Annotated in this window: 22 protein-coding genes, 1 tRNA gene and 1 riboswitch; of the genes, 15 read left to right on the top strand and 8 right to left on the bottom strand. The window is 69.6% G+C overall.

All coding sequences use genetic code 11. The features are described 5' to 3' along the window. Positions 1 to 5 precede the first annotated feature (5 nt). The 7 genes from ACLKM7_RS14525 (at position 6) to ACLKM7_RS14555 (ending at position 7,609) form a co-directional block, all read left to right on the top strand. The gene (locus ACLKM7_RS14525; protein WP_436448051.1) at positions 6 to 1,334 is read left to right on the top strand and encodes an MFS transporter; all 1,329 of its coding nucleotides are present in this window, start codon (positions 6 to 8) and stop codon (positions 1,332 to 1,334) included. 34 nt (positions 1,335 to 1,368) lie between these two features. After that, entirely contained in the window at positions 1,369 to 2,265 is an 897-nt protein-coding gene (locus ACLKM7_RS14530) for a CPBP family intramembrane glutamic endopeptidase (protein WP_436447870.1), read from the top strand. Positions 2,266 to 2,306: 41 nt separating this feature from the next. After that, positions 2,307 to 2,371, top strand: a riboswitch (guanidine-III (ykkC-III) riboswitch). Positions 2,372 to 2,381: 10 nt separating this feature from the next. Continuing rightward, complete coding sequence (locus ACLKM7_RS14535) at positions 2,382 to 2,702, top strand: DMT family transporter (protein ID WP_436447871.1); 321 nt, start codon at positions 2,382 to 2,384, stop codon at positions 2,700 to 2,702. Between the two features lie 160 nt (positions 2,703 to 2,862). Next, the gene (locus ACLKM7_RS14540) at positions 2,863 to 4,434 is read left to right on the top strand and encodes a M20/M25/M40 family metallo-hydrolase (protein ID WP_436447872.1); all 1,572 of its coding nucleotides are present in this window, start codon (positions 2,863 to 2,865) and stop codon (positions 4,432 to 4,434) included. 201 nt (positions 4,435 to 4,635) lie between these two features. Next, on the top strand, positions 4,636 to 6,144 hold the full coding sequence (locus ACLKM7_RS14545; protein WP_436447873.1) for an FAD-dependent oxidoreductase: 1,509 nt from the start codon (positions 4,636 to 4,638) through the stop codon (positions 6,142 to 6,144). Between the two features lie 5 nt (positions 6,145 to 6,149). After that, entirely contained in the window at positions 6,150 to 6,623 is a 474-nt protein-coding gene (locus ACLKM7_RS14550) for a transporter substrate-binding domain-containing protein (RefSeq protein WP_436447874.1), read from the top strand. Then, positions 6,620 to 7,609 carry a cation diffusion facilitator family transporter gene (locus tag ACLKM7_RS14555; RefSeq protein WP_436447875.1) on the top strand — a complete coding sequence of 330 codons (990 nt, stop codon included), beginning with the start codon at positions 6,620 to 6,622 and terminating at the stop codon, positions 7,607 to 7,609. The genes ACLKM7_RS14550 and ACLKM7_RS14555 overlap by 4 nt, the downstream gene beginning before the upstream one ends. A gap of 26 nt (positions 7,610 to 7,635) precedes the next feature. Here ACLKM7_RS14555 and ACLKM7_RS14560 read toward each other — a convergent pair whose 3' ends face one another. From ACLKM7_RS14560 to ACLKM7_RS14575, 4 genes are all read right to left on the bottom strand, one after another. Then, a complete protein-coding gene (locus ACLKM7_RS14560) occupies positions 7,636 to 7,980 on the bottom strand; it encodes a DUF7882 family protein (protein ID WP_436447876.1) in 345 nt (114 codons plus the stop codon). Between the two features lie 114 nt (positions 7,981 to 8,094). After that, positions 8,095 to 8,769 carry a DUF6766 family protein gene (locus ACLKM7_RS14565; protein WP_436447877.1) on the bottom strand — a complete coding sequence of 225 codons (675 nt, stop codon included), beginning with the start codon at positions 8,767 to 8,769 and terminating at the stop codon, positions 8,095 to 8,097. A gap of 3 nt (positions 8,770 to 8,772) precedes the next feature. Continuing rightward, on the bottom strand, positions 8,773 to 8,898 hold the full coding sequence (locus ACLKM7_RS14570; RefSeq protein ID WP_436447878.1) for a hypothetical protein: 126 nt from the start codon (positions 8,896 to 8,898) through the stop codon (positions 8,773 to 8,775). 142 nt (positions 8,899 to 9,040) lie between these two features. Next, positions 9,041 to 10,264: a hypothetical protein gene (locus tag ACLKM7_RS14575; protein ID WP_436447879.1), complete on the bottom strand. Its 1,224-nt coding sequence runs from the start codon at positions 10,262 to 10,264 to the stop codon at positions 9,041 to 9,043. A 65-nt stretch (positions 10,265 to 10,329) separates the two neighbouring features. Here ACLKM7_RS14575 and ACLKM7_RS14580 point away from each other — a divergent pair, with 65 nt between their 5' ends. The 3 genes from ACLKM7_RS14580 to ACLKM7_RS14590 all read left to right on the top strand — a co-directional run bounded on the left by ACLKM7_RS14580 (position 10,330) and on the right by ACLKM7_RS14590 (position 12,933). Beyond that, positions 10,330 to 10,470 (top strand): hypothetical protein, encoded by a 141-nt coding sequence (locus tag ACLKM7_RS14580; RefSeq protein WP_436447880.1) that lies wholly within the window; start codon positions 10,330 to 10,332, stop codon positions 10,468 to 10,470. Between the two features lie 188 nt (positions 10,471 to 10,658). Beyond that, complete coding sequence (locus ACLKM7_RS14585; RefSeq protein ID WP_436447881.1) at positions 10,659 to 12,362, top strand: substrate-binding domain-containing protein; 1,704 nt, start codon at positions 10,659 to 10,661, stop codon at positions 12,360 to 12,362. Between the two features lie 94 nt (positions 12,363 to 12,456). Continuing rightward, positions 12,457 to 12,933 carry an SRPBCC family protein gene (locus ACLKM7_RS14590; RefSeq protein WP_436447882.1) on the top strand — a complete coding sequence of 159 codons (477 nt, stop codon included), beginning with the start codon at positions 12,457 to 12,459 and terminating at the stop codon, positions 12,931 to 12,933. Positions 12,934 to 13,088: 155 nt separating this feature from the next. On the opposite strand, the gene ACLKM7_RS14595 is transcribed toward ACLKM7_RS14590, so the two are convergent. From ACLKM7_RS14595 to ACLKM7_RS14610, 4 genes are all read right to left on the bottom strand, one after another. Continuing rightward, positions 13,089 to 13,358 (bottom strand): hypothetical protein, encoded by a 270-nt coding sequence (locus ACLKM7_RS14595; RefSeq protein WP_436447883.1) that lies wholly within the window; start codon positions 13,356 to 13,358, stop codon positions 13,089 to 13,091. Positions 13,359 to 13,415: 57 nt separating this feature from the next. Further along, a complete protein-coding gene (locus ACLKM7_RS14600) occupies positions 13,416 to 14,036 on the bottom strand; it encodes a CGNR zinc finger domain-containing protein (RefSeq protein WP_436447884.1) in 621 nt (206 codons plus the stop codon). 425 nt (positions 14,037 to 14,461) lie between these two features. Beyond that, positions 14,462 to 14,537 (bottom strand) — tRNA-Arg (locus tag ACLKM7_RS14605). A gap of 44 nt (positions 14,538 to 14,581) precedes the next feature. Further along, entirely contained in the window at positions 14,582 to 15,394 is an 813-nt protein-coding gene (locus tag ACLKM7_RS14610; RefSeq protein ID WP_436447885.1) for an SGNH/GDSL hydrolase family protein, read from the bottom strand. Between the two features lie 101 nt (positions 15,395 to 15,495). Between ACLKM7_RS14610 and ACLKM7_RS14615 the strand changes: the two genes are divergently transcribed. Genes ACLKM7_RS14615 through ACLKM7_RS14635 form a run of 5 tightly spaced genes read left to right on the top strand, consistent with a single transcriptional unit; the run spans position 15,496 to position 20,159 of the window. After that, a complete protein-coding gene (locus tag ACLKM7_RS14615; RefSeq protein WP_436447886.1) occupies positions 15,496 to 16,350 on the top strand; it encodes a transglutaminase-like domain-containing protein in 855 nt (284 codons plus the stop codon). Between the two features lie 56 nt (positions 16,351 to 16,406). Further along, complete coding sequence (locus tag ACLKM7_RS14620; protein ID WP_436447887.1) at positions 16,407 to 16,733, top strand: ArsR/SmtB family transcription factor; 327 nt, start codon at positions 16,407 to 16,409, stop codon at positions 16,731 to 16,733. Then, on the top strand, positions 16,730 to 17,665 hold the full coding sequence (locus ACLKM7_RS14625; RefSeq protein WP_436447888.1) for an SRPBCC family protein: 936 nt from the start codon (positions 16,730 to 16,732) through the stop codon (positions 17,663 to 17,665). The genes ACLKM7_RS14620 and ACLKM7_RS14625 overlap by 4 nt, the downstream gene beginning before the upstream one ends. Positions 17,666 to 17,677: 12 nt before the next feature. After that, entirely contained in the window at positions 17,678 to 19,345 is a 1,668-nt protein-coding gene (gene argS, locus ACLKM7_RS14630) for an arginine--tRNA ligase (RefSeq protein ID WP_436447889.1), read from the top strand. Positions 19,346 to 19,349: 4 nt separating this feature from the next. Then, a complete protein-coding gene (locus ACLKM7_RS14635) occupies positions 19,350 to 20,159 on the top strand; it encodes an LmeA family phospholipid-binding protein (RefSeq protein ID WP_436447890.1) in 810 nt (269 codons plus the stop codon). Positions 20,160 to 20,330: the final 171 nt, after the last annotated feature.

Here is a 20,330-nt window from a genome sequence, read left to right on the forward strand (position 1 = left end):
TGCCGATGCCGGAGCCCGCCGCGCCGCGGGACCGCTGGCGGTTCGTACGACCGCTCGCGCACCGCGACTTCCGCATGCTGTTCGGCGCGGTCGTGCTGTCGATCTTCGGCGCCGGCATGTGGGCCGTGGTGATGGTCTACACGGTGATCGACGCCGGTGGCGGCCCGGTCGAGCTGTCGGCCGTCGCCGCGGCGAACGCGGTGGGTCTGCTGCTGTGCGCGATTCCCGGCGGCATCGCGGCCGACCGTGTGCCGCGCCGCCTGCTGCTGCGGCTCGTCGAACTCGTGAACCTCCTCGCCATCACGTCCGTCGCCGTCGCGGGCGTGGTCGGGGCCGCGACGATTCCGCACCTCGTGATCGTCGCCTTCGTGCTGGGCGCCGGCGCCGGGTTCTTCTTCCCCGCTTACAGCGCGATCCTGCCGCGGATCCTGCCCCCCGCCCAGCTGCTGGCCGCCAACGGACTCGAGGGAGCGATCCGGCCCGCTTTGCAGCAGGCGGCCGGGCCGGCTGCGGCCGGCATGGTCGTGGCGGCAGTGTTGGCTCCGGCGCATGCGGCGTGGGGTGTCGTCGCCGCGCACGCCGTGGCGCTCGTCCTGCTGCTGTTCGTCCGTCCCGAGCCGCCGGTCGGTGCCGATGAGACGCATGCCGATGAGAAGCGTGCCGATGAGACGCATGCCGATGAGGCGCATGAGCCGCCCGAAGGAGTGCGGGGCGTGTTCCACGACCTGCGCGAAGCGGTCATCTTCACCGTCCGAACCCCGTGGCTGCTGTGGACGCTGCTGTTCGCGACCGGCTGGGTGCTCGTCTTCCTCGGGCCCGAGGAGGTGCTGCTGCCGTTCATCACCCGGGACCGGATCGGCGAAGACCCGCGCTGGTTCGGATTCCTGCTGGCGATCTACGGGATCGGGGGAGTGATCGGGTCGATCGTCGTGTCGTCCATGAGACTGCCCCGCCGCTACCTCACCGTCATGATCGGCGTGTGGGGCGTCAGCACGCTGCCGTTCGCCGTCGTCGGCATCACGCACGAGTACTGGCTGATGGCGCTGTGCCTGTTCCTCGTCGGCTTCGGCTTCAGCTACGGGAACGTGATCTGGGGAACCCTGCTCCAGCGCCGCGTGCCACGGCACATGCTGGGCCGCATCTCGAGCCTCGACTTCTTCGTCTCGCTCGCCCTCATGCCGCTGTCGATGGCTCTCGCGGGACCGCTCGCGGAGGTCGTGCCGATCGAGACGATCTTCATCGCCGCCGGAGTCATCCCGCTCTTCCTCGGCGCGATCGCCTATGTGGTCGCGCGAATGGCCAAGGATGAGATCGCACACCCGCTAGACCACTGATCCGAACGCCCACTGACCGAAAGCAGCGACACGCATGCCCGCACACCCCGCAGCCGCCCCGGTCCTGGCTCGCCCCGCATGGTCCTGGCGTCTGGCACCGGCCCTGCTCGTGTGCCTGGCCGCGCCCGCCTTCTTCGTGGCGCGCATCCCGTGGCTGGGCTGGTCGCTGCTGGCGGCAGGGTTGCTGGTCGCCCTGCTCCTCGAGCGCGGTGGCAGTGCCGGCGCCGAAGGCGTGGAGATTCCGGATGCCGCGGCCACCGGCATCCGCCATCCCTCGCTGGTGCGGGACCTGTCGCTGATCGCGATCGGCCTGCTCATCGTGAGCGCGATCCCGCTGGAGGCGCAGCTCGACAATCTCGCGTTCCTGCGGTTCGCCGTCGCCCTCGGGGGAGCGGTCGCGGTCCCCTACGTCATCTCTCGCTGGGTCTACCGCGACCACGCCATCCGGTTCCCGTGGCGCGGTGGCGGGCGCTGGACGACGTTCCAGTGGACGTGGCTGGTCGCCGTGCTCGTCCTCGGATGGCTGATCCTGCCGTTCTACTTCATCACGTCGGGCGTCTACCAGAACTGGCCGGTCGTCGACACTCCCGACCTCATCGCGCGGCTGTTCGTGGGGGTGGGCGCGGTCGGCATCTGGGATGAGCTGTTCTTCATCTGCACGTGCTTCGCGCTGCTGCGGCGGCACTTCCCGGACTGGCAGGCCAACGGCCTGCAGGCGATCGTGTTCGTGTCATTCCTGTGGGAGCTGGGGTACCGCGAGTGGGGGCCCCTGCTGACGATCCCGTTCGCACTGCTGCAGGGCTTCATCTTCTTCAAGACCCGCTCACTCGCCTACGTCGTCACGGTGCACCTGCTCTTCGACGCCGTCGTCTTCCTCGTGCTCGTCCACGCACACAACCCCGGGCTGCTCGACGGACTGTTCCTGGTGTGACCGCTGCCCAGGCCCTGCCCAGGGCACTCGGTTAGCCTGAAGAGCGGATCCCGACCGGATCCCCGGACGAGGGTTCAGTACCCGGTGAGCGACAAGACTGGCCAGGAGGCACAGTCATGTCGTGGATCATCCTCATCGTCTCGGGCGTCCTCGAGGCCGTCTGGGCGACCGCGCTCGGCAAGTCCGAGGGCTTCACCAAGCTCTGGCCGAGCGTCGTCTTCGGCGTCGCTCTGGTCGCCAGCATGGGCGGGCTCGCGTGGGCCATGCGCGACATCTCGACCGGCACCGCGTACGCGGTCTGGGTGGGCATCGGTGCGTCGCTCACGGTCGTCTACGCGATGATCAGCGGCGACGAGGATTTCTCGATCATCAAGACGCTGCTCATCCTCGGCCTCGTCGGCTGCATCGTGGGTCTCAAGCTCGTCAGCCACGACTGACAGAGGGGCGGATGCCGCACGGCATCCGCGCCGCTGTCCGCGTTCGCCACATGAGGCTTGCATGACGTTCGCGCCCGGGGTCTGGTGCTCGGGCGTGGGCTGTGGAAGCATCCCGCCCAGAGCCGACGCCAGAGGGGTCGTCGGCGGAGAGGGCACAACCATGCCGATCAGGAACAGGCGCACCCTGGCCATCGCTACCGCGGTGGCACTCGGTGCGAGCGTCGTACTCGCGACACCCGCCTACGCCGGACCGAACAACAACTCGGTCGACAAGATCACGAAGGCGGTGACGCTCGACGGGGTGATGGAGCACCTCGAGGCGTTCCAGGCCATCGCCGACGAGCACGGCGACCGTGCCTCGGGAAGGCCCGGGTATGCGGCATCCGTCGACTACGTCGTCGAGCAGCTCGAGGAGGCCGGGTACACGCCGGAGGTGCAGGAGTTCGAGTTCGAGTACTTCGACGAGAACAACGCGCTCATCCGCGTCTCGCCGAACCCGCGGACCTTCGTGGACGGTGAGGACTTCGTGCGCAACGAGTTCGACACCGGCAGCCCCGAGGGGACGGCGACCGCGCCGCTCGTGCCGGTCGACCTGCCCTCGCCCGACAACACCGGCGGCTGCACGGCCGCCGACTTCGCCGGATTCCCCGCAGGCTCGATCGCACTGATCCAGCGCGGCGGCTGCGGCTTCGCCGTCAAGGCTGTCAACGCCCAGGCGGCGGGTGCGGCCGGCGTCATCATCATGAACAACACCGGCGACGACAGCCTCGTGGGCATGATCGGCGACGCGACGGGCCTCACCATCCCCGCCGTCTTCGCGACCTACTCCGCCGGTGCCGACCTTGCCACCACGCCGGGGGCCACCGTCACGGTCACCGTCGACTACGACGCCGACATCCGCACGACGTACAACGTGTTCGCCGAGACAGCGGCCGGCGACGATTCCAACACCGTCATGGCCGGTGCGCACCTCGACAGCGTGCAGGACGGCGCCGGGATCAACGACAACGGCACCGGCAGCGCCGGTCTGCTCGAGACCGCGATCCAGATGCAGAAGGTCAAGCCGAACAACACCGTGCGCTTCGCGTGGTGGGGCGCCGAAGAGAGCGGCCTGCTCGGCTCGGAGCACTACGTGGCGAACCTGTCGGAAGAGCAGATCGCCGACCTCGCGCTGTACCTCAACTTCGACATGATCGGCTCGCCGAACTACATGTTCGGGATCTACGACGGCGACAACTCCGGTGGCACCGCCGAAGAGGGCTTCATCCCGGAGGGGTCGGCCCAGATCGAGGACGTCTTCGAGCAGTTCTACACGGGCCGCGGCGAGCCGTTCCAGGACAGTGAGTTCTCGGGTCGCAGCGACTACGGCCCCTTCATCGCCGTGGGCGTCCCCGCCGGCGGCCTGTTCACCGGCGCGGAGGTCAAGAAGTCCGTCGCCGAGGCCGAGCTGTACGGCGGCGTTGCCGGGGCGTCCTACGACCCGTGCTACCACGCTGCGTGCGACAACCTCACCGGCGAAGGGCAGGACGAGGCGCTGTACGCGCAGCTCGCCGAGGACTACGACCTGGTCGGCAACGTCAACACGTATGCGCTGGATGTGAATTCGGATGCCGTCGCCGCCGCGGTGCTGACGTTCGCGTTCGACACGTCCACGGTCAACGGGGTGTCGTCGCCGGGCAAGTCGCACGGCAACGCCAATGCGAACGCGATGAAGAACCGCTTCGCGGAGTGATGCGCGCCTCACGCTGATCGCCCGACGATCGCCCCGGTGTGACTGACCGGGGCGATCGTCGCGTGCGGTCAGATACCGGCGGCCGGATCGAGTGTCAACCCCGTCGCGGGTCGCGCGCCGAGGGCGCAGGCTGTAGGGACGGGGCCTCCGCACGCTTCGCGATGGCTCCTCGGCGGATGCCACGGACGCGAGGAGAAACGCATGGAATCGCTCTGGACGCAGACGGCGCCACGCGTCCCCGATGACCGGTCCGCGCCGCCGGCGCGCACCGAGACGCTCGTCGTCGGAGCGGGACTCACCGGTCTCGCGCTCGCGTGGATGCTGCACCGCGCGGGGCGGCGCGTCGCGGTCATCGAGGCGCGGTCGGTGGGGGCCGTCACGACGGGGAACACGACCGGCAAGCTCAGCCTGCTGCAGGGGCAGGTTCTCTCGGGCATCCGCGCGCACGCCGGCGATGACACGCTGCGGGCTTATGTCGAGTCCAATCGGGCCGCACAGAAGTGGGTGACCACCGAGTTCGAGGGCGTTCCCGGGGTGGTCGCGAACGAGACCGCGATCACCTACGCGGCGACGGAGCAGGGCGTCCAGACCCTGCGCCGTGAAGGTGACGCGTCGGTCGCAGCGGGGCTCGATGTGCAGTGGGTCGAGAACCCGTCGCCGGACGAGCTGGGCGTGCCGTTCGCGGTACGGGCAGCGCTGCGACTCGAGGGGCAGTATAAGCTGCATCCGCTCCTCCTGCTGGGCGCGTTGGCGAAGCGCCTGCGTGACGGTGGGGTGCCGATCATCACCGGATGCCGCATGACCGCCGTGGACGTCGAAGACCACGGCGTCGTCGCGCACACACGCCGGGGCGATGTTCGCTGCACGACGCTCGTGCTCGCCACCGGGGCATCCGTTCTCGATCGAGGGCTGCTGTTCGCCAAGCTCGTGCCTTCGCGATCGTTCGCCGCCGCCTACCGGCTGCCGACCGGGACGAAGGCTCCGTCGGGCATGCTCCTGTCGGTGGACGATCCGTCGCGCTCGCTGCGATGCGACACCGTTGACGGGGCGCCGATCCTCATCGCGGGCGGCGGCGCACACCCGACCGGGCGTGCCGAGAGCACCGGAACGCTGCTGGCCGAGCTCGACCACTGGGTCACGGGCAACTGGGTGGGGGCGATCCGACGCACGTGGTGGGCGGCGCAGGACTATCGCAGCGTCACCCATCTGCCGTTTGCGGGCGTGCTGCCACGCAGCGGGGGCCGCGTGTTCGCCGCGACCGGCTACGACAAGTGGGGGATGACCAACGCGGTGGCCTCGGCGCTGCGCATCGCCGGCCGGCTGCAGGGCGACCCGCCGGCCTGGGGCGTGGCACTGGATGAGCACCACGCGAGCCTGCTGGATGTCGGTGAGACCGTGCAGGCGAACGCCTCCGTCGGCGGGCATCTGGTCGCCGACTGGGTGCGCAGCGGCATCGGTGCCGCGCCGCCGGAACCGCCCGCCGAGGGGGCCGGACGCGTGGTGCGGCGTGGCATGTCGCCCGTTGCGGAGTCCACAGTGGGCGGGGTCACGCGTCGCCGATCCGCTGTGTGCACGCACCTCGGCGGCATCCTCACCTGGAACGATGCGGAGTGCAGCTGGGACTGTCCCCTGCACGGCTCGCGGTTCACTCCCGACGGAGAAGTGCTGGAGGGGCCCGCGGTCGACCGGCTCGCGGCCGCCGAGGAGTGATCCCGATGCGTTCGCAACGGCGAAGCGTCATGGCGGCGACCGTGCTCGCGCTGGCCGCACTCACGGGATGCGGCGTCACCGTGCCCGCCGACCCTGACGGCACGCTGGATCGCGTTCGGGGCGGCGAGCTGCGGGCCGGCGCTTCAGCGTCAGGGCAGCTGGTGACCGTGGATCAGGATCACGTCGACGGCTCGCTGGCGGAGCTGATCGAGGGTCTTGCGGATTCACTCGACGCGCGCGTGGAGTGGGTCGTCGGCAGTGAGGAGGAGCTGGTAGAGGGGCTCGAGAACGGCGAGCTCGACATCGCCGTGGGCGGCATGACGGACCGCTCGCCGTGGGTGGAGCGGGTCGGCGTCACGCGGGCGTACGCGTCGATACCTGGGGCTGGGGACCGTTCTGTGGTCATGCTCGTGCCGATGGGCGAGAACGCGTGGCTGGCGACGGTCGAGGGGTATCTGGACGACGAGGTCGGCCGATGAAGACGATGGGGCGCACCGACCTCCCGCACGAGCAGCAGCAGGCCCTGCGCCGCGCGGTCCATTGGGAGTGGTTCACGATCGCCTACACGGTCGTGACGATCGTGATCGTCGCGTTCGTGCTGGGCGGCTCGCAGGCGATGAAGACGGCGTGGGTCGAAGACATCCTGTCGCTCATCCCGCAGATCGCGTTCCTGACCGCGCTCCTGTTCATCCGGCGTCGGCCGTCCCGCGCGTTCCCGTTCGGACTGCACCGCGTCATGGGCGTCGGGCACCTCGTCGCGGGGGTCGCCCTCCTCGCCGTCGGAGGCAACCTGGCCTACGAGGCGATCAGCGGGCTCATCAGCGCCGACCACCCGTCGATCGGGACGGTCGTGCTGTTCGGGCAGACGGTGTGGCTCGGCTGGATCATGGTCGCGGTGATGAGCGTGATCGTGATCGGTCCGTTCTTCTACGGGCATGCCAAGGCCAAGCTCGCGCCGGTGCTGCACAACAAGCTGCTCTACGCGGATGCCGACATGGCGAAGGCCGACTGGCAGACCAATGCCGCCTCGATCGTCGGTGTGCTCGGGATCGGCGTCGGCTGGTGGTGGCTGGACGGTGCTGCGGCGCTGTTCATCTCGCTGGGCATCGTGTGGGACGGCTGGCGCAACGCGCGGACAGCGGTGCGCGACCTGATCGATCAGCGGGCGCGCACCGAGGACGACGCCGAACCGCACCCGCTCATCGATCGCATCGCGGACTGCGTGGACGGGATGCCGTGGGTCGGCGATTGCGCGGTGCGCATGCGCGATATGGGCCAGGTGTTCCACATCGAGGTGTTCGTGGTGCCGCGCCGGGACCGCGTGCGCGTGAGCGAGCTCGAAGACGCGCGGACCGCGATCGCGGCGCTGGACTGGAAGGTGCAGGACGTCGTGGTGATCCCGGTCGCGTCCCTGCCTGCCGAGGCGCAGACGCCCGCGGCCAGCGCGCGTTCGCAGGAGGCCTGAGTCGCGGCATCCGCTCTCTGCTCATCTCACGCGAGGAGATCGCGTTCGGGCACCCGCTCCTCGTGGTTCGTGGGCGCGGCAGGCTCGGGCACGACGTACAGGCCAGCGGGCGAGTTCGCGGTGTGGGCGAGCGCGTCGATCCATGCCGGATTGAGCCGCGGCATCCTGCTCCCGTAGTACTTGTACACGAGCGAGCAGCGAGGGTGCACCCATACCGTGGTGCGTCCGTCGCCGATGCTGGCATCGTCGCGCCAGGTGAAGTGGAACGGCTCTCCGCGGCGCAGTTTCGTTCCGATGACGAGCTGCAGGTGGGCGAGTGTCCGGTCGTCGAAGTCGACCTTCACCGTGGTGTCGTAGATCAGTTTGCCCATCCCGCGCCTCCCCGAGGCCGCCGGACGCCGGAAGCCGGGACCGCTAGAAAAGGGATCGCCCGGTGGGTCTCGTTCCTCATCATCCTCCCGTGCGTCCTTCGTCGCCAGGCCATCTCATTTCGCTTCCTCTGCAGTCACGTGGTGCGGGGTGCCGACGGGCTTGGACTCACTCGAGCCCCGCTGGCGCAGGAAGATCGAGAGCGCGATCATCGCCCCGACCGCCAGGAACTCCGACTGCCAGTTCTGCAGCGTCCGGTTCCAGAAGTCGGGGGTGCCGATGTACTCGATCCAGCCGATGGGCGGCTGGCCGTGATCGGCGTTCTCGGCGTTCATCACGACCGTGCCGGCGAGCGACTGTGCCAGCCACGACAGCACGAAGACCGTGCCCATGACCAGCAGCAGCGAGTTGGAGTAGACCAGCTGACGCATGCCACCCACCCGTGCCCACTCGGGGGAGTCCGGTTGCGCGTGCGCGCCCACGAACTGCTCCTGGTCGCTGCCCGGCCCCTCGTCACCCGGCTTCTTCGACTCCGGCGATCCACGCTGGACGAGCCAGATGGTCGCGGCGATGAAGAGGAAGAACTGCAGGAACTCGGACTGCCAGTTCTCGGCGACGTCGACGACGAACTCGGAGGACGTCACGAACGACCCGAAACCCTCGGCCGGCCGGCCGTGCTGCTGCAGCTTCTCGTTGTTCTCCAGCCAGCCCGCCACCGACTGCCCGCACAGGGCGATCACGAAGAGCGCGCCGAAGAGGATGCTGAGCGCATTGTCGCGAAGCGCACGCACGGCTCACCTCCCGCCCAGCGGAATCAGGATCATGTACGCGAGCCCGATCGCCAGCACTGCGATCCACGACCAGAAGACGACGGCCTCGCCACGGCGGCCGCCCTCTTCCTCCGGGGTGAAGTGCGTCATGATGATCTCCTCTCGGCGCGGCGAGGTCGCGCCACGCCTCATCTTCTGACGTCGGCCCACTTCTCGGCACGCCCTTGACACCGGCCGGACGGGCAGGCAAGTGGTGCCCGGTGGGCGGCGGGATCGGGCCCCTGGCGCAGGCTCAGCGACAGGTCGCGGCGAGGTCGGTCATCGCCTGCGACGGGTACCCGTACGCCTGCACGCCGTTCCCCTCTGCGGTGTGGCCCATGCTGATCGCCCACGCCGTCGCCCACTCCTCGTTCGCGTCGGGGTCCTGCGAGTCGAACAGCGCATGGCACTTCGAGGTGATGGAGTGCCCGACCTCGTGGGTGACCAGCGCCCGGGCATCGGCCGAGGGCCACCACTGCGCGACGGAGTGCGACAGGGTGATGGTCGACGATCCGCCTCGCGCGGAATCCCACGTCGCGGTGCCGCCGATCCCGGCGTCGCCTCCTGTGCCGGCGACGAACGGAGCCCAGTCGAAGTCCAGCAGCACGCCGCCCGAGATCGAGCGTGCGTATGCCTCGATCTCGAGCCGGGTGGCCAGCAACGGACCGGCCTTCTCGGCCAGTTCCTGCTGTGCGGACTCCTTCAGCGTGCCCGCTCGCGCGGCGTACACCGAGAACGCCACGGCGGCGTCGGAGTCGGCACGGGTCTGCTGCGCGACGTCGGCCGCAGCATCCCGGAAGTCCTGCACCGCACCGGTGCGGGCGGAGACGTTGGCTGCCTCCAACGCGGCAGATGCGGGTGGCGTCGACGCGAACAGAGTGGCGGCGGCTTCCGACACCGCATCGAGCGAGTCCTCGAGGGTGGATTCCGCTCCGGTCAGTTCGGCCGCGTCAGCGGCGGCGACGGTTGCGCGTCGGTCGAGATCGGATGCTCCGGCGAAGAGCTCCCACGTCCAGAACGGCTTGAGGGCGAAAGCGTCGTCGACCTCGTTCTCGAGGGCCGTGGACGCCCCGTGGCGCGCTTCCGAGGCCGTCGCGCCGATCTCGGCCAGCGCAGAGCGGGCCGCGGGATCGACCAGATCGTCGGCGGCCGATGCGACGATCTGCTCGGACGCGGTCAGCGTGGCATCGGCGATGCTCTCGGTGCCCTCCAGCGACCGCTGCGCCTGCCACTCGGCCTCGGCCGCGTCCGCCAGTTCGTTCGCCGCCGCGTCGAACCCGCGGTGTGCCGAGGTGTGCACGAAGGCGATTCCGACGGCGACGAGAACGACCAAGCCGATCCCGACGATCCAGCCGACAACAGCTGCCCGCCGCGGCCGCCGGGGCACAGCGTGCTCGTGGGCGATCGGCTGCGACAGGGGAGGGGTGGCCTCCTCGCCGGGGCGCGGCTCGGTCACAGCGGCACCCGACTGCTCCATGCCAGAACTCTAATTCTTAGAGACGGCGCCGAAGCACGAGATCTCACAGTCCCTAGGCTGAGAGCATGAAGGAACAGGCGGCAGATCCACGGGCCTGCCCGACGTGCAGTGACCCGCTGGTGTTCGAGATCCTCGACGACGAGCGGTTCCTGGTCGTCTGGTCGTGCGTGAACTGCGGCGTGATCCGCACCACCGAACCGGCGTAGCCCGAGTCTCTCCACGCTGAGGGATCAACGACCGCGAAACGGCCCCGAAGCCGGCCGTGGGTGGTGGATCCGTCCTCGTCGCCTATACTCCATCGGGTATCCCCCCGAACGTACGATGGCGTATTTCCCCCGATACGGCGTCGTATCCCCCCAAGCGCGGGCACCACCCGCCGTCCATCGGAGTGCTTGTGACTCGAGTGCAGCCGAACACGCCCACCAGCGGCGACGCCCCGACTCGCGCAGCCGCGAGAGCCGCGCAGCGGCGGAGGCGTTCGCTGATCCTCCTGGGTGTCATCGTGATGCTGGCCGTCGCGATCGCCGTCGTGCTCGTCGTCTTCTTCCTGCGCGGAGCCGCTGGTGAGCCGGAGTCGGAGTCCGCGCCGACGGGTGACTGTCTGCCATCCAGCCTTCGCATCACTGCCGACCCGGCGGTCGCGGGTGCGCTCGAGGCGATCGTCGCCGACCTGGCAGGATCTCGTTCCGACTGCCCCGACGTGACGATCCGGGCCGAGGACAGCTCGGTCACGGCTGCGGCGCTGGCTGCGGGGTCGGCGCCGGATTTCGACGTCTGGGTTCCCGACTCCGCGATGTGGCCCGCGCGGGCGACCAGTCAGGCTGAGCTTGCGGGCGTGCACACGGCGGATCTGGTCATCGGCGACGCGGTGGCCAGCACGCCTGTCGTCTTCGCGGCGACGGAGCCGACCGTGGCTGTCGTCGAGGCGGCGGGCTCGGGGTTCGCGAGCCTGGCGGGACGCGCGGTCGCGGCCGTGCTGCCCGACCCGGCGACAGTCGCCGCGAGCTCTGCCGCCCTGCTCGCGCTGCAGACGGCGGTCGCCGGAGATGCGCGTACGTTCACCGCGCTCGTACTGGGCCTTGACGCGGGCGTCGTCCCCACCACGGCCGACGCGCTCGCCGCGGCATCCGCTGCTCCGGCTCCCACGATCGCGGTGACGACCGAGCAGGCTGTCCTGGAGTTCGGCGCCGATGCGCAGACCCCGCTCGTGCCGATCCATCCCACCGACGTGAAGCCCGCGGTGAGTATGCCTTTCGTGACGCTCGCGGATGCCTCGGGCGAGACACTCGAGGCGGTCCAAGCCCTCACCACCGCCGTGGCAAGAGGGAGCGCCCACCTCGCCGAGTACGGACTCCGCGACGCGGCCGGCAACATGGCGGGCTCGACCGAGCTGGACACCGAGGGTGCGAGTGCGGCGCCTGACCCCGCCGACGGCGCCAACCAGGCCGAAGTGCTGCGCACGTGGCAGGTGCTCACCGCGCCGTCACGGATGCTGTCGCTCAACGACGTCTCAGGCTCCATGCTTCAGCCGGCGACAGCCGACATGCGGCGCATCGACCTCTTCGAACAGGCCGCTGTCCGCGCGGTCAACTCGCTGTCGGCCGACTCGTCCCTCGCCACGTGGGTGTTCTCGAGCCGGCGGATCGGCGGGCAGGACTGGCAGGAGATCGTCCCGTTCGGCCCGTTGAGCGACGCGGCCCACAAACAGCACACGATCGACACAGCGAACGGACTCGACAGCTTCGTCGGCGGCGGGACGGGACTCTACGACAGCGTGCTCGCCGCCGTGCAGTACATGCGCGACACCTACGTCCCGGGTCAGATCAATCTGGTCCTGCTCAACACCGATGGATACAACGAGGACGACGAGGGTCTGGACCTGCCGGGGCTGCTCGCGCAGCTGGAGACGCTGCGGGACCCGGCGAAACCCGTCGCCGTCATCGCGATCGGCTACGGGCCCGACACCGATCAGGCGGCTCTGGAGCAGATCGCCGCCGCCACCGACGGCGCCGCATACCAGGCGCTCCAGCCGACCGACATCGGCACGGTGCTGATCGACGCCGTCACGCAGCGCGGCTGCCGACCGAACTGCGGCTAGACAACGGATTGGTATCAGCGCGAAGCAGGACACCACACGCGAGCCAAGCGTTCAGGGGGCTAGCGCGCTGCACGCACAGCCGTATCCTGACGGCATGGGCGTCGTAGAGTTCGAATTGACACGCACGGTTCATGCTGACATCCAGGATGTCTTCGCCCGGTTGGCTGACATCGACGGGCACAACCAGTGGATGCCCAAGAGGGGAAGCATGCTTCGACGCACGCGGCAGACCTCCGCGGGGGCGCCGACGGTCGGAACCACTTACCTCGACGAGACGTCCGCTGGGCCCACCCCGGGAGAGATCGCAGAGTTCCAGCCGCCGCACAGGCTCGTCTACCACTGGTGGGACAAGTCCAAAGCAGGCAAGCTCAAGCTCGAGGGTTGGCCCGCCTATCGACTCGAGACGACCGACGGCGGTTCCACGCTGGTGCGTCACACGGCCACACTGCACACGCACGGGATGTACCGGCTGGCGACTCCCGTCCTTCGCCGGATCGCGATGAAGGAACGGGCGGTCACGCTCGATGCCCTTGCCGCGTCCTTCGAAGCGAGCGGCCCGTATACGCGCTGAGCGCAGGCTGGTGGCGGCTGTATCGGCACCCCTACGGCGAGACCTCCGTGATTCGCGCCGGCGCTGCCGCTTCACCGTGGGCGACGAGCGGAACGGCTCGAATTGGCCCGTCGCTCGCCAGCATCCGGCATGCTGGAGCCACTCGGCCGACCTGCCTACCAGATGGTGCCGCCACCGATCGAGATGCCGCCCCACGTGAGCGCGATGAAGATCGCGGCGAACACGACGGGGGCGATGCCCTTGCCGTTGCGCGCGAGTCCCTTGAGGAGGGCGATCACGGCGAGGACTGCGGCGACGATGGAGAGGCCGCCGCCGAGGATCAGCCCGATGAACAGGGGGATCGGCATGAGCACGAGGCCGGCGAGGGCGAACCAGAATGCGGCCCAGGCGGTCGGGTTGGAGCGGCGTTCGACAGAGGAAGACATGCGTCCAGTATCTCGTGTCGGCGGTCCCAGCTCGCGAAACGCTGCGGCGGCCGCCCGTCAACGTTCGGGCGTCCGATGCTCGGGCCGGGGGTTGAGCAGGCCGGGTTCACCCGGCGTACTGGTCGGTCGCGCGCGCGTTTCGGCGCGCTTGGCGACGTAGCGCCGCATCTTCTCCTCGGTCCCGCAGTCCTCCATCGAGCACCACCGACGGCTGCCGTTCCTGGTGGCATCGAGGAACACGAACCCGCAACCCGGGCACTCCTTGAGGCGACCGGCAGGGTGATCGCGAAGGAGGTCGACCGCGGAGGCGACCAGCTCGGACAGTGCGGCCCGAGGTGACCCGGGTTCCCAGGCCCACGAGAGATGGTCGCCGTCGAGGCCAGGGGTGGCCTGGCCGATCGCGTCGGCGTAGGCCGATCGGAGGGTGTGCAGGACGGTCGGGTCGATGTCGAGGTGCCGGGCGACGGTCACCAGGGCGATCCGGATCGCGGCTCGCACGTGGGTGGCCGTGCGGAGGAGGGTTCGCTCGTCGTTGGCAGACGTGCCGGCGGGAACGGAGGATGCCGCCGCCACGCCGGCATACCTGCACCAGGCGAGGAACTCTTCAACCGATCGCAGCACGTCGGTCGAGCGGTCGCCGCCGGAGACGATGTCGGTGTTGGCGAAGTCGAGCGCCACGTCGCCACCCACGGATCTCGGCCACCGCTCCGACATACTCGCCCCGTTCTGTTACCGGCAAGACCAGTTTAGGATGTCACAGGCCCCTGTTACCGTCTATCGAAAGATAGATAGAAACAGGAGGCGAGTGATGGATATCGGATTCGTCGCAGCGACGATGGCGAGGGCGAGAGCGGACGATGCGGGTCGGTACGACGGCTGTGTGATGTTCAGCGCACTGCCGGACGCTCCGGTCGTGGAGCATCGGCGGGGTGTCGTGCGATGGCTGCGCGATGGCACCGCCGCGTTGAGGGCACGAGGCCGCACGGATGAGGCGGATTGCCCACCTGATGCTGCCTGGGGTGCACCGGATACGAACGTTGTCGCAGTGTCGTCACGAGAAAGGGGCCGCAAGGGCTGAATGCCCCGCGACCCCTCTTCCCGACTGGTGCCCCCGACAGGAATCGAACCTGCGACCTTTGGTACCGGAAACCAACGCTCTATCCCCTGAGCTACGGAGGCGTGCCGATCGAGATTACCACCCCGAGCCGGGACGGATCGCCAGCTCAGGGCGCGATGAGCTCGTCGTCGAGAGGGGCGTCGGCCACGACATCCGCCGCCTGGGTCATGCCCCGCACGGCGTCGGCCACTCGGGTCGCGAGGTAGGCGTGACCCGCTGTGGAGGGATGGTCGCGGCCGATCGGACCGCTGTCGATGACAGCGGCGTAGTTGGCCGTCGTGATCCACTCCTCCTGGATGGGGGAGATGTACCACCAGCCGCGTCCGGTCGCCAGATCGCGCAGCTCGGCGTCGATCTGGCGTGTGGGCCCTTCGACCGGCAGCACCTGCGGGGCTGGCCCCAGCACCACGATGTCGGCATCGGGGAAGCGGGCCACGAGCTGGTCCCAGGCCGCGGTCACGGCATCCCGGTAACCATCCGGGTACAGGCGACGGTCGTTGATCGATCCCTCGATGACGATCAGGTCGGGGTCGAGTGCCGGGTCGAGCTGCGCGATGCGCTCGCCGTAGGCCGGACCGTCCAGGCCTGGCTTGAGGTAGCCGCTGCCGCGCACCCCGTCGACGAGGGTCTCGACGCCGAGCTCGTCGGCCAGGCGATACGCGAAGCCCAGCGTGGGCGAGAGCGCCGCTGACCCGTAGACCCATGAGTCGCCGAACACCAGCACGCGAGCCTCGTCGGGCAGGACGAGGGCGGCCGGCGCCGTGGCGGCGATGGGCGCCTCGACGCCACCGGCCGCGACCGGATCCGCCGTCGTTCCGGGGCGCAGGACCGCCACCACGCACACGGCGGCGACGGCGAGCGCGGCGCCCAGCAGGGGAAGCCACAGTCGCCGTCCGCGGAGGCGACCGGGCGCGTGCATGCATAGAGGGTAAGTCACGCCGGGCCGCCGCTCGGACACCGGGGGAGAAGGTGGGGAAACCGCCGGGCGATCCTGAGGGTTCGGCGTGCGAGGATACTTCGGTGCAACGCGTCGTGACCGCTGAGATGGACCTCGAATTGGGGGCATCCGTCGACCTCATCGTGCAGGTCGCGGCGGCCCAGGCGGTGCCGCTGTCGGGGGAGCAGCTCACGTTCACGCAGGGTGATCGCGTCTTCACGCCGACCGAGATCGTCGACCAGTCCGGCACGCGGCTGCACCGCCTGACCGGCGAGCCCGGACGTCTCGAGATCCGGTACGAAGCGACCGTCGACGGCCACGCCTCGGCCGGCCGCACGAGCGATCTCGAGGCGATCACCTACCTGCGTCCGAGCCGTTACTGCCAGTCCGACGAGGTGTTCTCGCAGGCGCGTCGCCAGTTCAAGGGACTGTCGGGCCACGAATTGATCGCGGCGGTGTCGGAGTTCGTGGCCACCAGCACCACCTATACCCCGGGTCTGAGTCAGGGGACCGACAGTGCGGTGACGACTCTGATGACGGGTCAGGGTGTCTGTCGCGACTACGCGCACGTCGTCATCGCGCTCCTGCGCGCGATGGACATGCCGGCCCGCTACACCGCCTGCTACGCGCCGGGCCTGCGCCCGATGGACTTCCACGCCGTCGCCGAGGCGTATCTGGACGGCGCCTGGTACGTCATCGACGCGACGCGGCTTTCGAACCGCCGGTCGCTCGTGCGCATCTCGACGGGGCGCGATGCCGCGGACTGCGCCTTCCTCAGCTACCACGGCGGCTACGTGGGGCTCGAGCGTCTGCGGGTGGACGCGTGGGTGGTTCCGGATGCCGCCTCCCCTGACGGTCTCGAGGCGTTCCCGTCCGCAGCGCTCGAGGTGTCGGATCCTGCTCTCGACGACGTGGAGACGCTGGTCCAGATTGCCTGATGCCCGATCGCATATCAGCGCTTGTTTATATCAGTGGATGCTGATATCAATGAAGCATGCACGCGCTCGACATCCTCGGCGATCCGGTCCGGCGGCGTCTCATCGAACTCCTGGCCCGCGGCGACCGCGCCTCGGGTGAGCTGACCGACGTCATCCGGGGCGAGTTCGGCATCAGCCAGCCGGCCGTCTCGAACCACCTGCGGGTGCTGCGCGACGCCGGGTTCGCCCATAGCAGGGCGGAGGGTTCCCGTCGGATCTACTCGCTCGCCGGCGAGCGGATGGCCGAGGCGCACGCGTGGCTCGACACCCAGCTGGGCTTCTGGACCAACCGTCTCGACGCACTCGACACCGAACTGCGCCGCGGCTTCAAGGAGGAACGATGAACACGGCAGACCCCTTCGTCCGCGCGCTGACCGGAGACGAGACCGAGCAGACCATCACGGTCTCGCGCGTGTACAGCGCGCCGGTCGCCGAGGTATGGCACGCCATGACCACGCCCGAGCGGATCGCCCGGTGGTACGGCACCATCGTCGGCGAGCCGCCGCGTCGCGCCGGCGACCGCTTCGAGGTCGATCTCGGCGGCGGAGTCGTGCGCCGTGCGGTGCTCGAGGACTGCGAAGCGCCCACGGCGATCGTGTACACGTGGTGGTCGGGTGACGACGATCCCGGCCTGGTCCGGATCCGGCTCGACGCGCTCCGGGACGCGGAAACCCGGGTCACGGTGCAGCACGACCGGCTCCGGCCGCACCGGATGCTGCAGTACGGCGCCGGCTGGGAGTCCAACCTCGTCTCGCTCGCGGCAGCGGTGGGTGCACCCGACGAAACGGACGTGCCCGGCGAACTGCGCGCCCAACGCTGGGATCTGCTGCGGTCGCATGCGCTTCGGATGCAGCTGCCGATCGCCGCACCGGTGGACGAGGTGTGGGCCGCATGGGCCGACGGCGACGCGCTCGCCTCCTGGTGGTGGACGCACTGGGACGACGTGTCGGTCGAGGCGGATGTGCGGGCGGGTGGACGCTACCGCATCGCGGCACCGAGTCACGGCATCTCGGTCGCGGGGGAGTACCTGCTCGTGGAACCGGGTTCGCGGCTCGCGTTCACCTGGGTCTGGACCGACGACGACGGGTCGACGCAGGACGAGGCGGTCGAGGTCCGGTTCCAGGCGACGGATGCCGGAACCACGCTCGAACTGCGCCACACCGGGCCATGGGGCGATGCGGCGCCCGCCGACTCGTACCGGCAGGGCTGGGACTTCGTCCTCGGGGTCCTCGCGCGCCGCCTGAGCGGAGAAAGCGTCGGCGGCCGCGAGAACTAGACTGGCGAGGTTATGAATCCCGATGCCCTCTCCGCCGCTCTGCTCGCCGTCGTCGCCCCGCTCGCCGAGGCGCGACGAGCCGGTTCGTCGGAAGGACTGACGGCCGCCGACCTGCCGCTCGAGCGCCCGAAGAACCGGGACCACGGCGACTGGGCCTCCAATGCCGCGCTCAAGCTCGCCAAGGCGGTCGGTGCCAACCCCCGGGAGTTCGCCGCGGAGATCGCCGACGGTCTGGCGAAGGTCGACGGCGTCGCCGAGGTCGAGGTGGCCGGGCCCGGCTTCATCAACATCCGCCTGGACGCCGCGGCGGCAGGGTCGCTGGCGAAGACGATCGTCGACGCGGGCGCCGCGTTCGGCACGAACGACTCCCAGCGCGGCAACACGATCAACCTGGAGTTCGTCAGCGCGAACCCCACCGGTCCGATGCACATCGGGCACACGCGGTGGGCGGCGCTCGGTGATTCGATGGCGCGCCTGCTGCAGGCCAGCGGTGCGACGCTCGTGCGCGAGTTCTACATCAACGACGCCGGGGCCCAGATGGAGCGGTTCGGTCGCTCCGTGCTGGCGGCCGCGAAGGGGGAGCCCACCCCCGACGACGGCTACGCGGGCGCCTACATCGAGGAGCTGGCCCGTCGCGTTCTCGCGTCGCGGCCCGATCTGCTCGAGCTCGCCGAGGCGGATCAGCTGACGACCGCTCGCGACCTCGCGTACGAGTTCCAGCTCGGGGAACTGCAGCACTCGCTGGAGAAGTTCAACGTCCACTTCGACGTGTGGTTCTCGGAGCGCACACTTCACGCCAAGCCGGCGGACGGCGGGCCGAGTCTCGTCGACGAGGCGGTCGACCGGCTCCGCGCCCAGGGTCACGTGTTCGACGAGGACGGCGCCGTCTGGGTGCGCACCACCGATTTCGGCGACGACCGTGACCGCGTCATCCGCCGCTCCAACGGCGAGTACACGTACTTCGCCGCCGATGCCGCGTACTACCTCAGCAAGAGCGACCGCGGCTTCGCGCACAAGATCTACCTGCTCGGCGCCGACCACCACGGCTACGTCCACCGGCTGAAGGCCCTCGCGGGCGCCGCCGGCGACGACCCCTCCAAGGACATCGAGGTGCTGATCGGCCAGCTGGTGTCGATCAACGGCGCACGGCTGAGCAAGCGGGCCGGCAACATCATCGAGCTCGACGACCTGCGCGAGTGGATCGGCACCGACGCTCTGCGGTACTCGCTCGCGCGGTATCCCGCCGACTCGCCGCTGACGCTCGACCCCGAGATCCTGCGCAAGCGCACCAACGACAATCCGGTCTTCTACGTACAGTACGCGCACGCACGTACCCACAACGTCTCGCGAAATGCCGAGGCATCCGGTGTCGACCGCTCCGGCTTCGCCCCCGAGCTGCTCACGCACGAGACCGAGTCGGCGCTGCTGGGCGCCCTCCAGGAGTTCCCGCGGATCGTCGCCTTCGCCGCCGAGATGCGCGAGCCGCACCGCGTGGCCCGCTACCTCGAAGAGCTCGCCGGCCTCTACCACCGGTGGTACGACAACTGCCGTGTGATCCCGCTGGGCGATGAGCCGGTCGAGCCGGTGCACCACACGCGCCGCTGGCTCAACGACGCCACCGGTCAGGTGCTGCGCAACGGTCTGACCCTGCTGGGCGTCGGCGCCCCCGAGCGGATGTGACCTGGTGAGCGCCGGCGACACGGAGCCGACCCTGCCGCTTCCGGACTGGGAGCACGCCGAGGCTCCCCGACGCCGCCGCTGGCCGTGGCTGGTCGCGCTCGGTGTCGTGATCGTGCTCCTCGTGGTCGCGTGGTTCGCGGCCGATGCCATCGCCCGACAGCTGGTCGTGAGCGTCGTCCGGGATCAGGTGCAGAGGCAGCTGGGCCTTCCTGCCGATCAGCAGATCGATGTCGAAATACCCGGCGCCGTCATCCCGCAGCTCATCGGCGGCACGCTGGGCGAGATCACGATCGCGTCGGACGACGTCGAGGTCGGCGGGCTCGCCGGCGACGTGACGGTGACGGCGCAGGGCGTGCCGATCCGCGGCGGCAGCATGAGCGGTGCGACCGCCACCGTCACACTCGATGAGGAACAGCTGCGCGGGCTGCTGTCCACGATCGAGGGCTTCCCCTCCGGAACCGTCGAGATCGAGCCGCCCGGCGTCTCGATGACGACGGATCTGCAGCTGTTCGGCGTCAGCATCCCGGTGGGCGCGTCACTCACCCCGACCGCCGTCGACGGCGACATCGTGCTCACGCCGACTTCGCTCCGCCTCGGCGGCGCCGAGGTCGACGCGGATGCCCTGCGGGACCAGTTCGGCGCCGTCGCCGACTCGGTGCTGCGGGACTGGACGGTGTGCATCGCGCAGTACCTGCCGGCGGGCGCGACGCTCGCCGACGTCGCCGTCGAGGGCGACACGCTCGTGGCCCGATTCGACATCGACGGGAACATCACCACCGATGCGGCACTGCGCGCCGAAGGCAGCTGCGACTGAGCCGGTCCGTGATGCGTCGGCGGCGGTCGGACGGTCTCGTGGCGTCACACGGACGGGGGCACGGATGCGGTGTGCCCTAGACTTCAAGCACTGCCCGGCGCGTGACCCTTCCGGCCGCGGCATCGCGCCGCACCCGGTATCCGGACGGCGACAGCGTCGAAGCTCCCATCG

This window comes from Microbacterium sp. I2 (genome assembly GCF_051364985.1).
Taxonomy (GTDB): Bacteria; Actinomycetota; Actinomycetes; order Actinomycetales; family Microbacteriaceae; genus Microbacterium.

Bases quoted from the DNA above. Each gene is read 5' to 3' on its own strand.
- ACLKM7_RS14525 (WP_436448051.1), top strand. From the start codon at position 6: ATGCCGGAGCCCGCCGCGCCGCGGGACCGCTGGCGGTTCGTACGACCG.
- ACLKM7_RS14530 (WP_436447870.1), top strand. From the start codon at position 1,369: ATGCCCGCACACCCCGCAGCCGCCCCGGTCCTGGCTCGCCCCGCATGG.
- ACLKM7_RS14535 (WP_436447871.1), top strand. From the start codon at position 2,382: ATGTCGTGGATCATCCTCATCGTCTCGGGCGTCCTCGAGGCCGTCTGG.
- ACLKM7_RS14540 (WP_436447872.1), top strand. From the start codon at position 2,863: ATGCCGATCAGGAACAGGCGCACCCTGGCCATCGCTACCGCGGTGGCA.
- ACLKM7_RS14545 (WP_436447873.1), top strand. From the start codon at position 4,636: ATGGAATCGCTCTGGACGCAGACGGCGCCACGCGTCCCCGATGACCGG.
- ACLKM7_RS14550 (WP_436447874.1), top strand. From the start codon at position 6,150: ATGCGTTCGCAACGGCGAAGCGTCATGGCGGCGACCGTGCTCGCGCTG.
- ACLKM7_RS14555 (WP_436447875.1), top strand. From the start codon at position 6,620: ATGAAGACGATGGGGCGCACCGACCTCCCGCACGAGCAGCAGCAGGCC.
- ACLKM7_RS14560 (WP_436447876.1), bottom strand. From the start codon at position 7,980: ATGGGCAAACTGATCTACGACACCACGGTGAAGGTCGACTTCGACGAC.
- ACLKM7_RS14570 (WP_436447878.1), bottom strand. From the start codon at position 8,898: ATGACGCACTTCACCCCGGAGGAAGAGGGCGGCCGCCGTGGCGAGGCC.
- ACLKM7_RS14575 (WP_436447879.1), bottom strand. From the start codon at position 10,264: ATGGAGCAGTCGGGTGCCGCTGTGACCGAGCCGCGCCCCGGCGAGGAG.
- ACLKM7_RS14580 (WP_436447880.1), top strand. From the start codon at position 10,330: ATGAAGGAACAGGCGGCAGATCCACGGGCCTGCCCGACGTGCAGTGAC.
- ACLKM7_RS14590 (WP_436447882.1), top strand. From the start codon at position 12,457: ATGGGCGTCGTAGAGTTCGAATTGACACGCACGGTTCATGCTGACATC.
- ACLKM7_RS14595 (WP_436447883.1), bottom strand. From the start codon at position 13,358: ATGTCTTCCTCTGTCGAACGCCGCTCCAACCCGACCGCCTGGGCCGCA.
- ACLKM7_RS14610 (WP_436447885.1), bottom strand. From the start codon at position 15,394: ATGCACGCGCCCGGTCGCCTCCGCGGACGGCGACTGTGGCTTCCCCTG.
- ACLKM7_RS14620 (WP_436447887.1), top strand. From the start codon at position 16,407: ATGCACGCGCTCGACATCCTCGGCGATCCGGTCCGGCGGCGTCTCATC.
- ACLKM7_RS14625 (WP_436447888.1), top strand. From the start codon at position 16,730: ATGAACACGGCAGACCCCTTCGTCCGCGCGCTGACCGGAGACGAGACC.
- argS (WP_436447889.1), top strand. From the start codon at position 17,678: ATGAATCCCGATGCCCTCTCCGCCGCTCTGCTCGCCGTCGTCGCCCCG.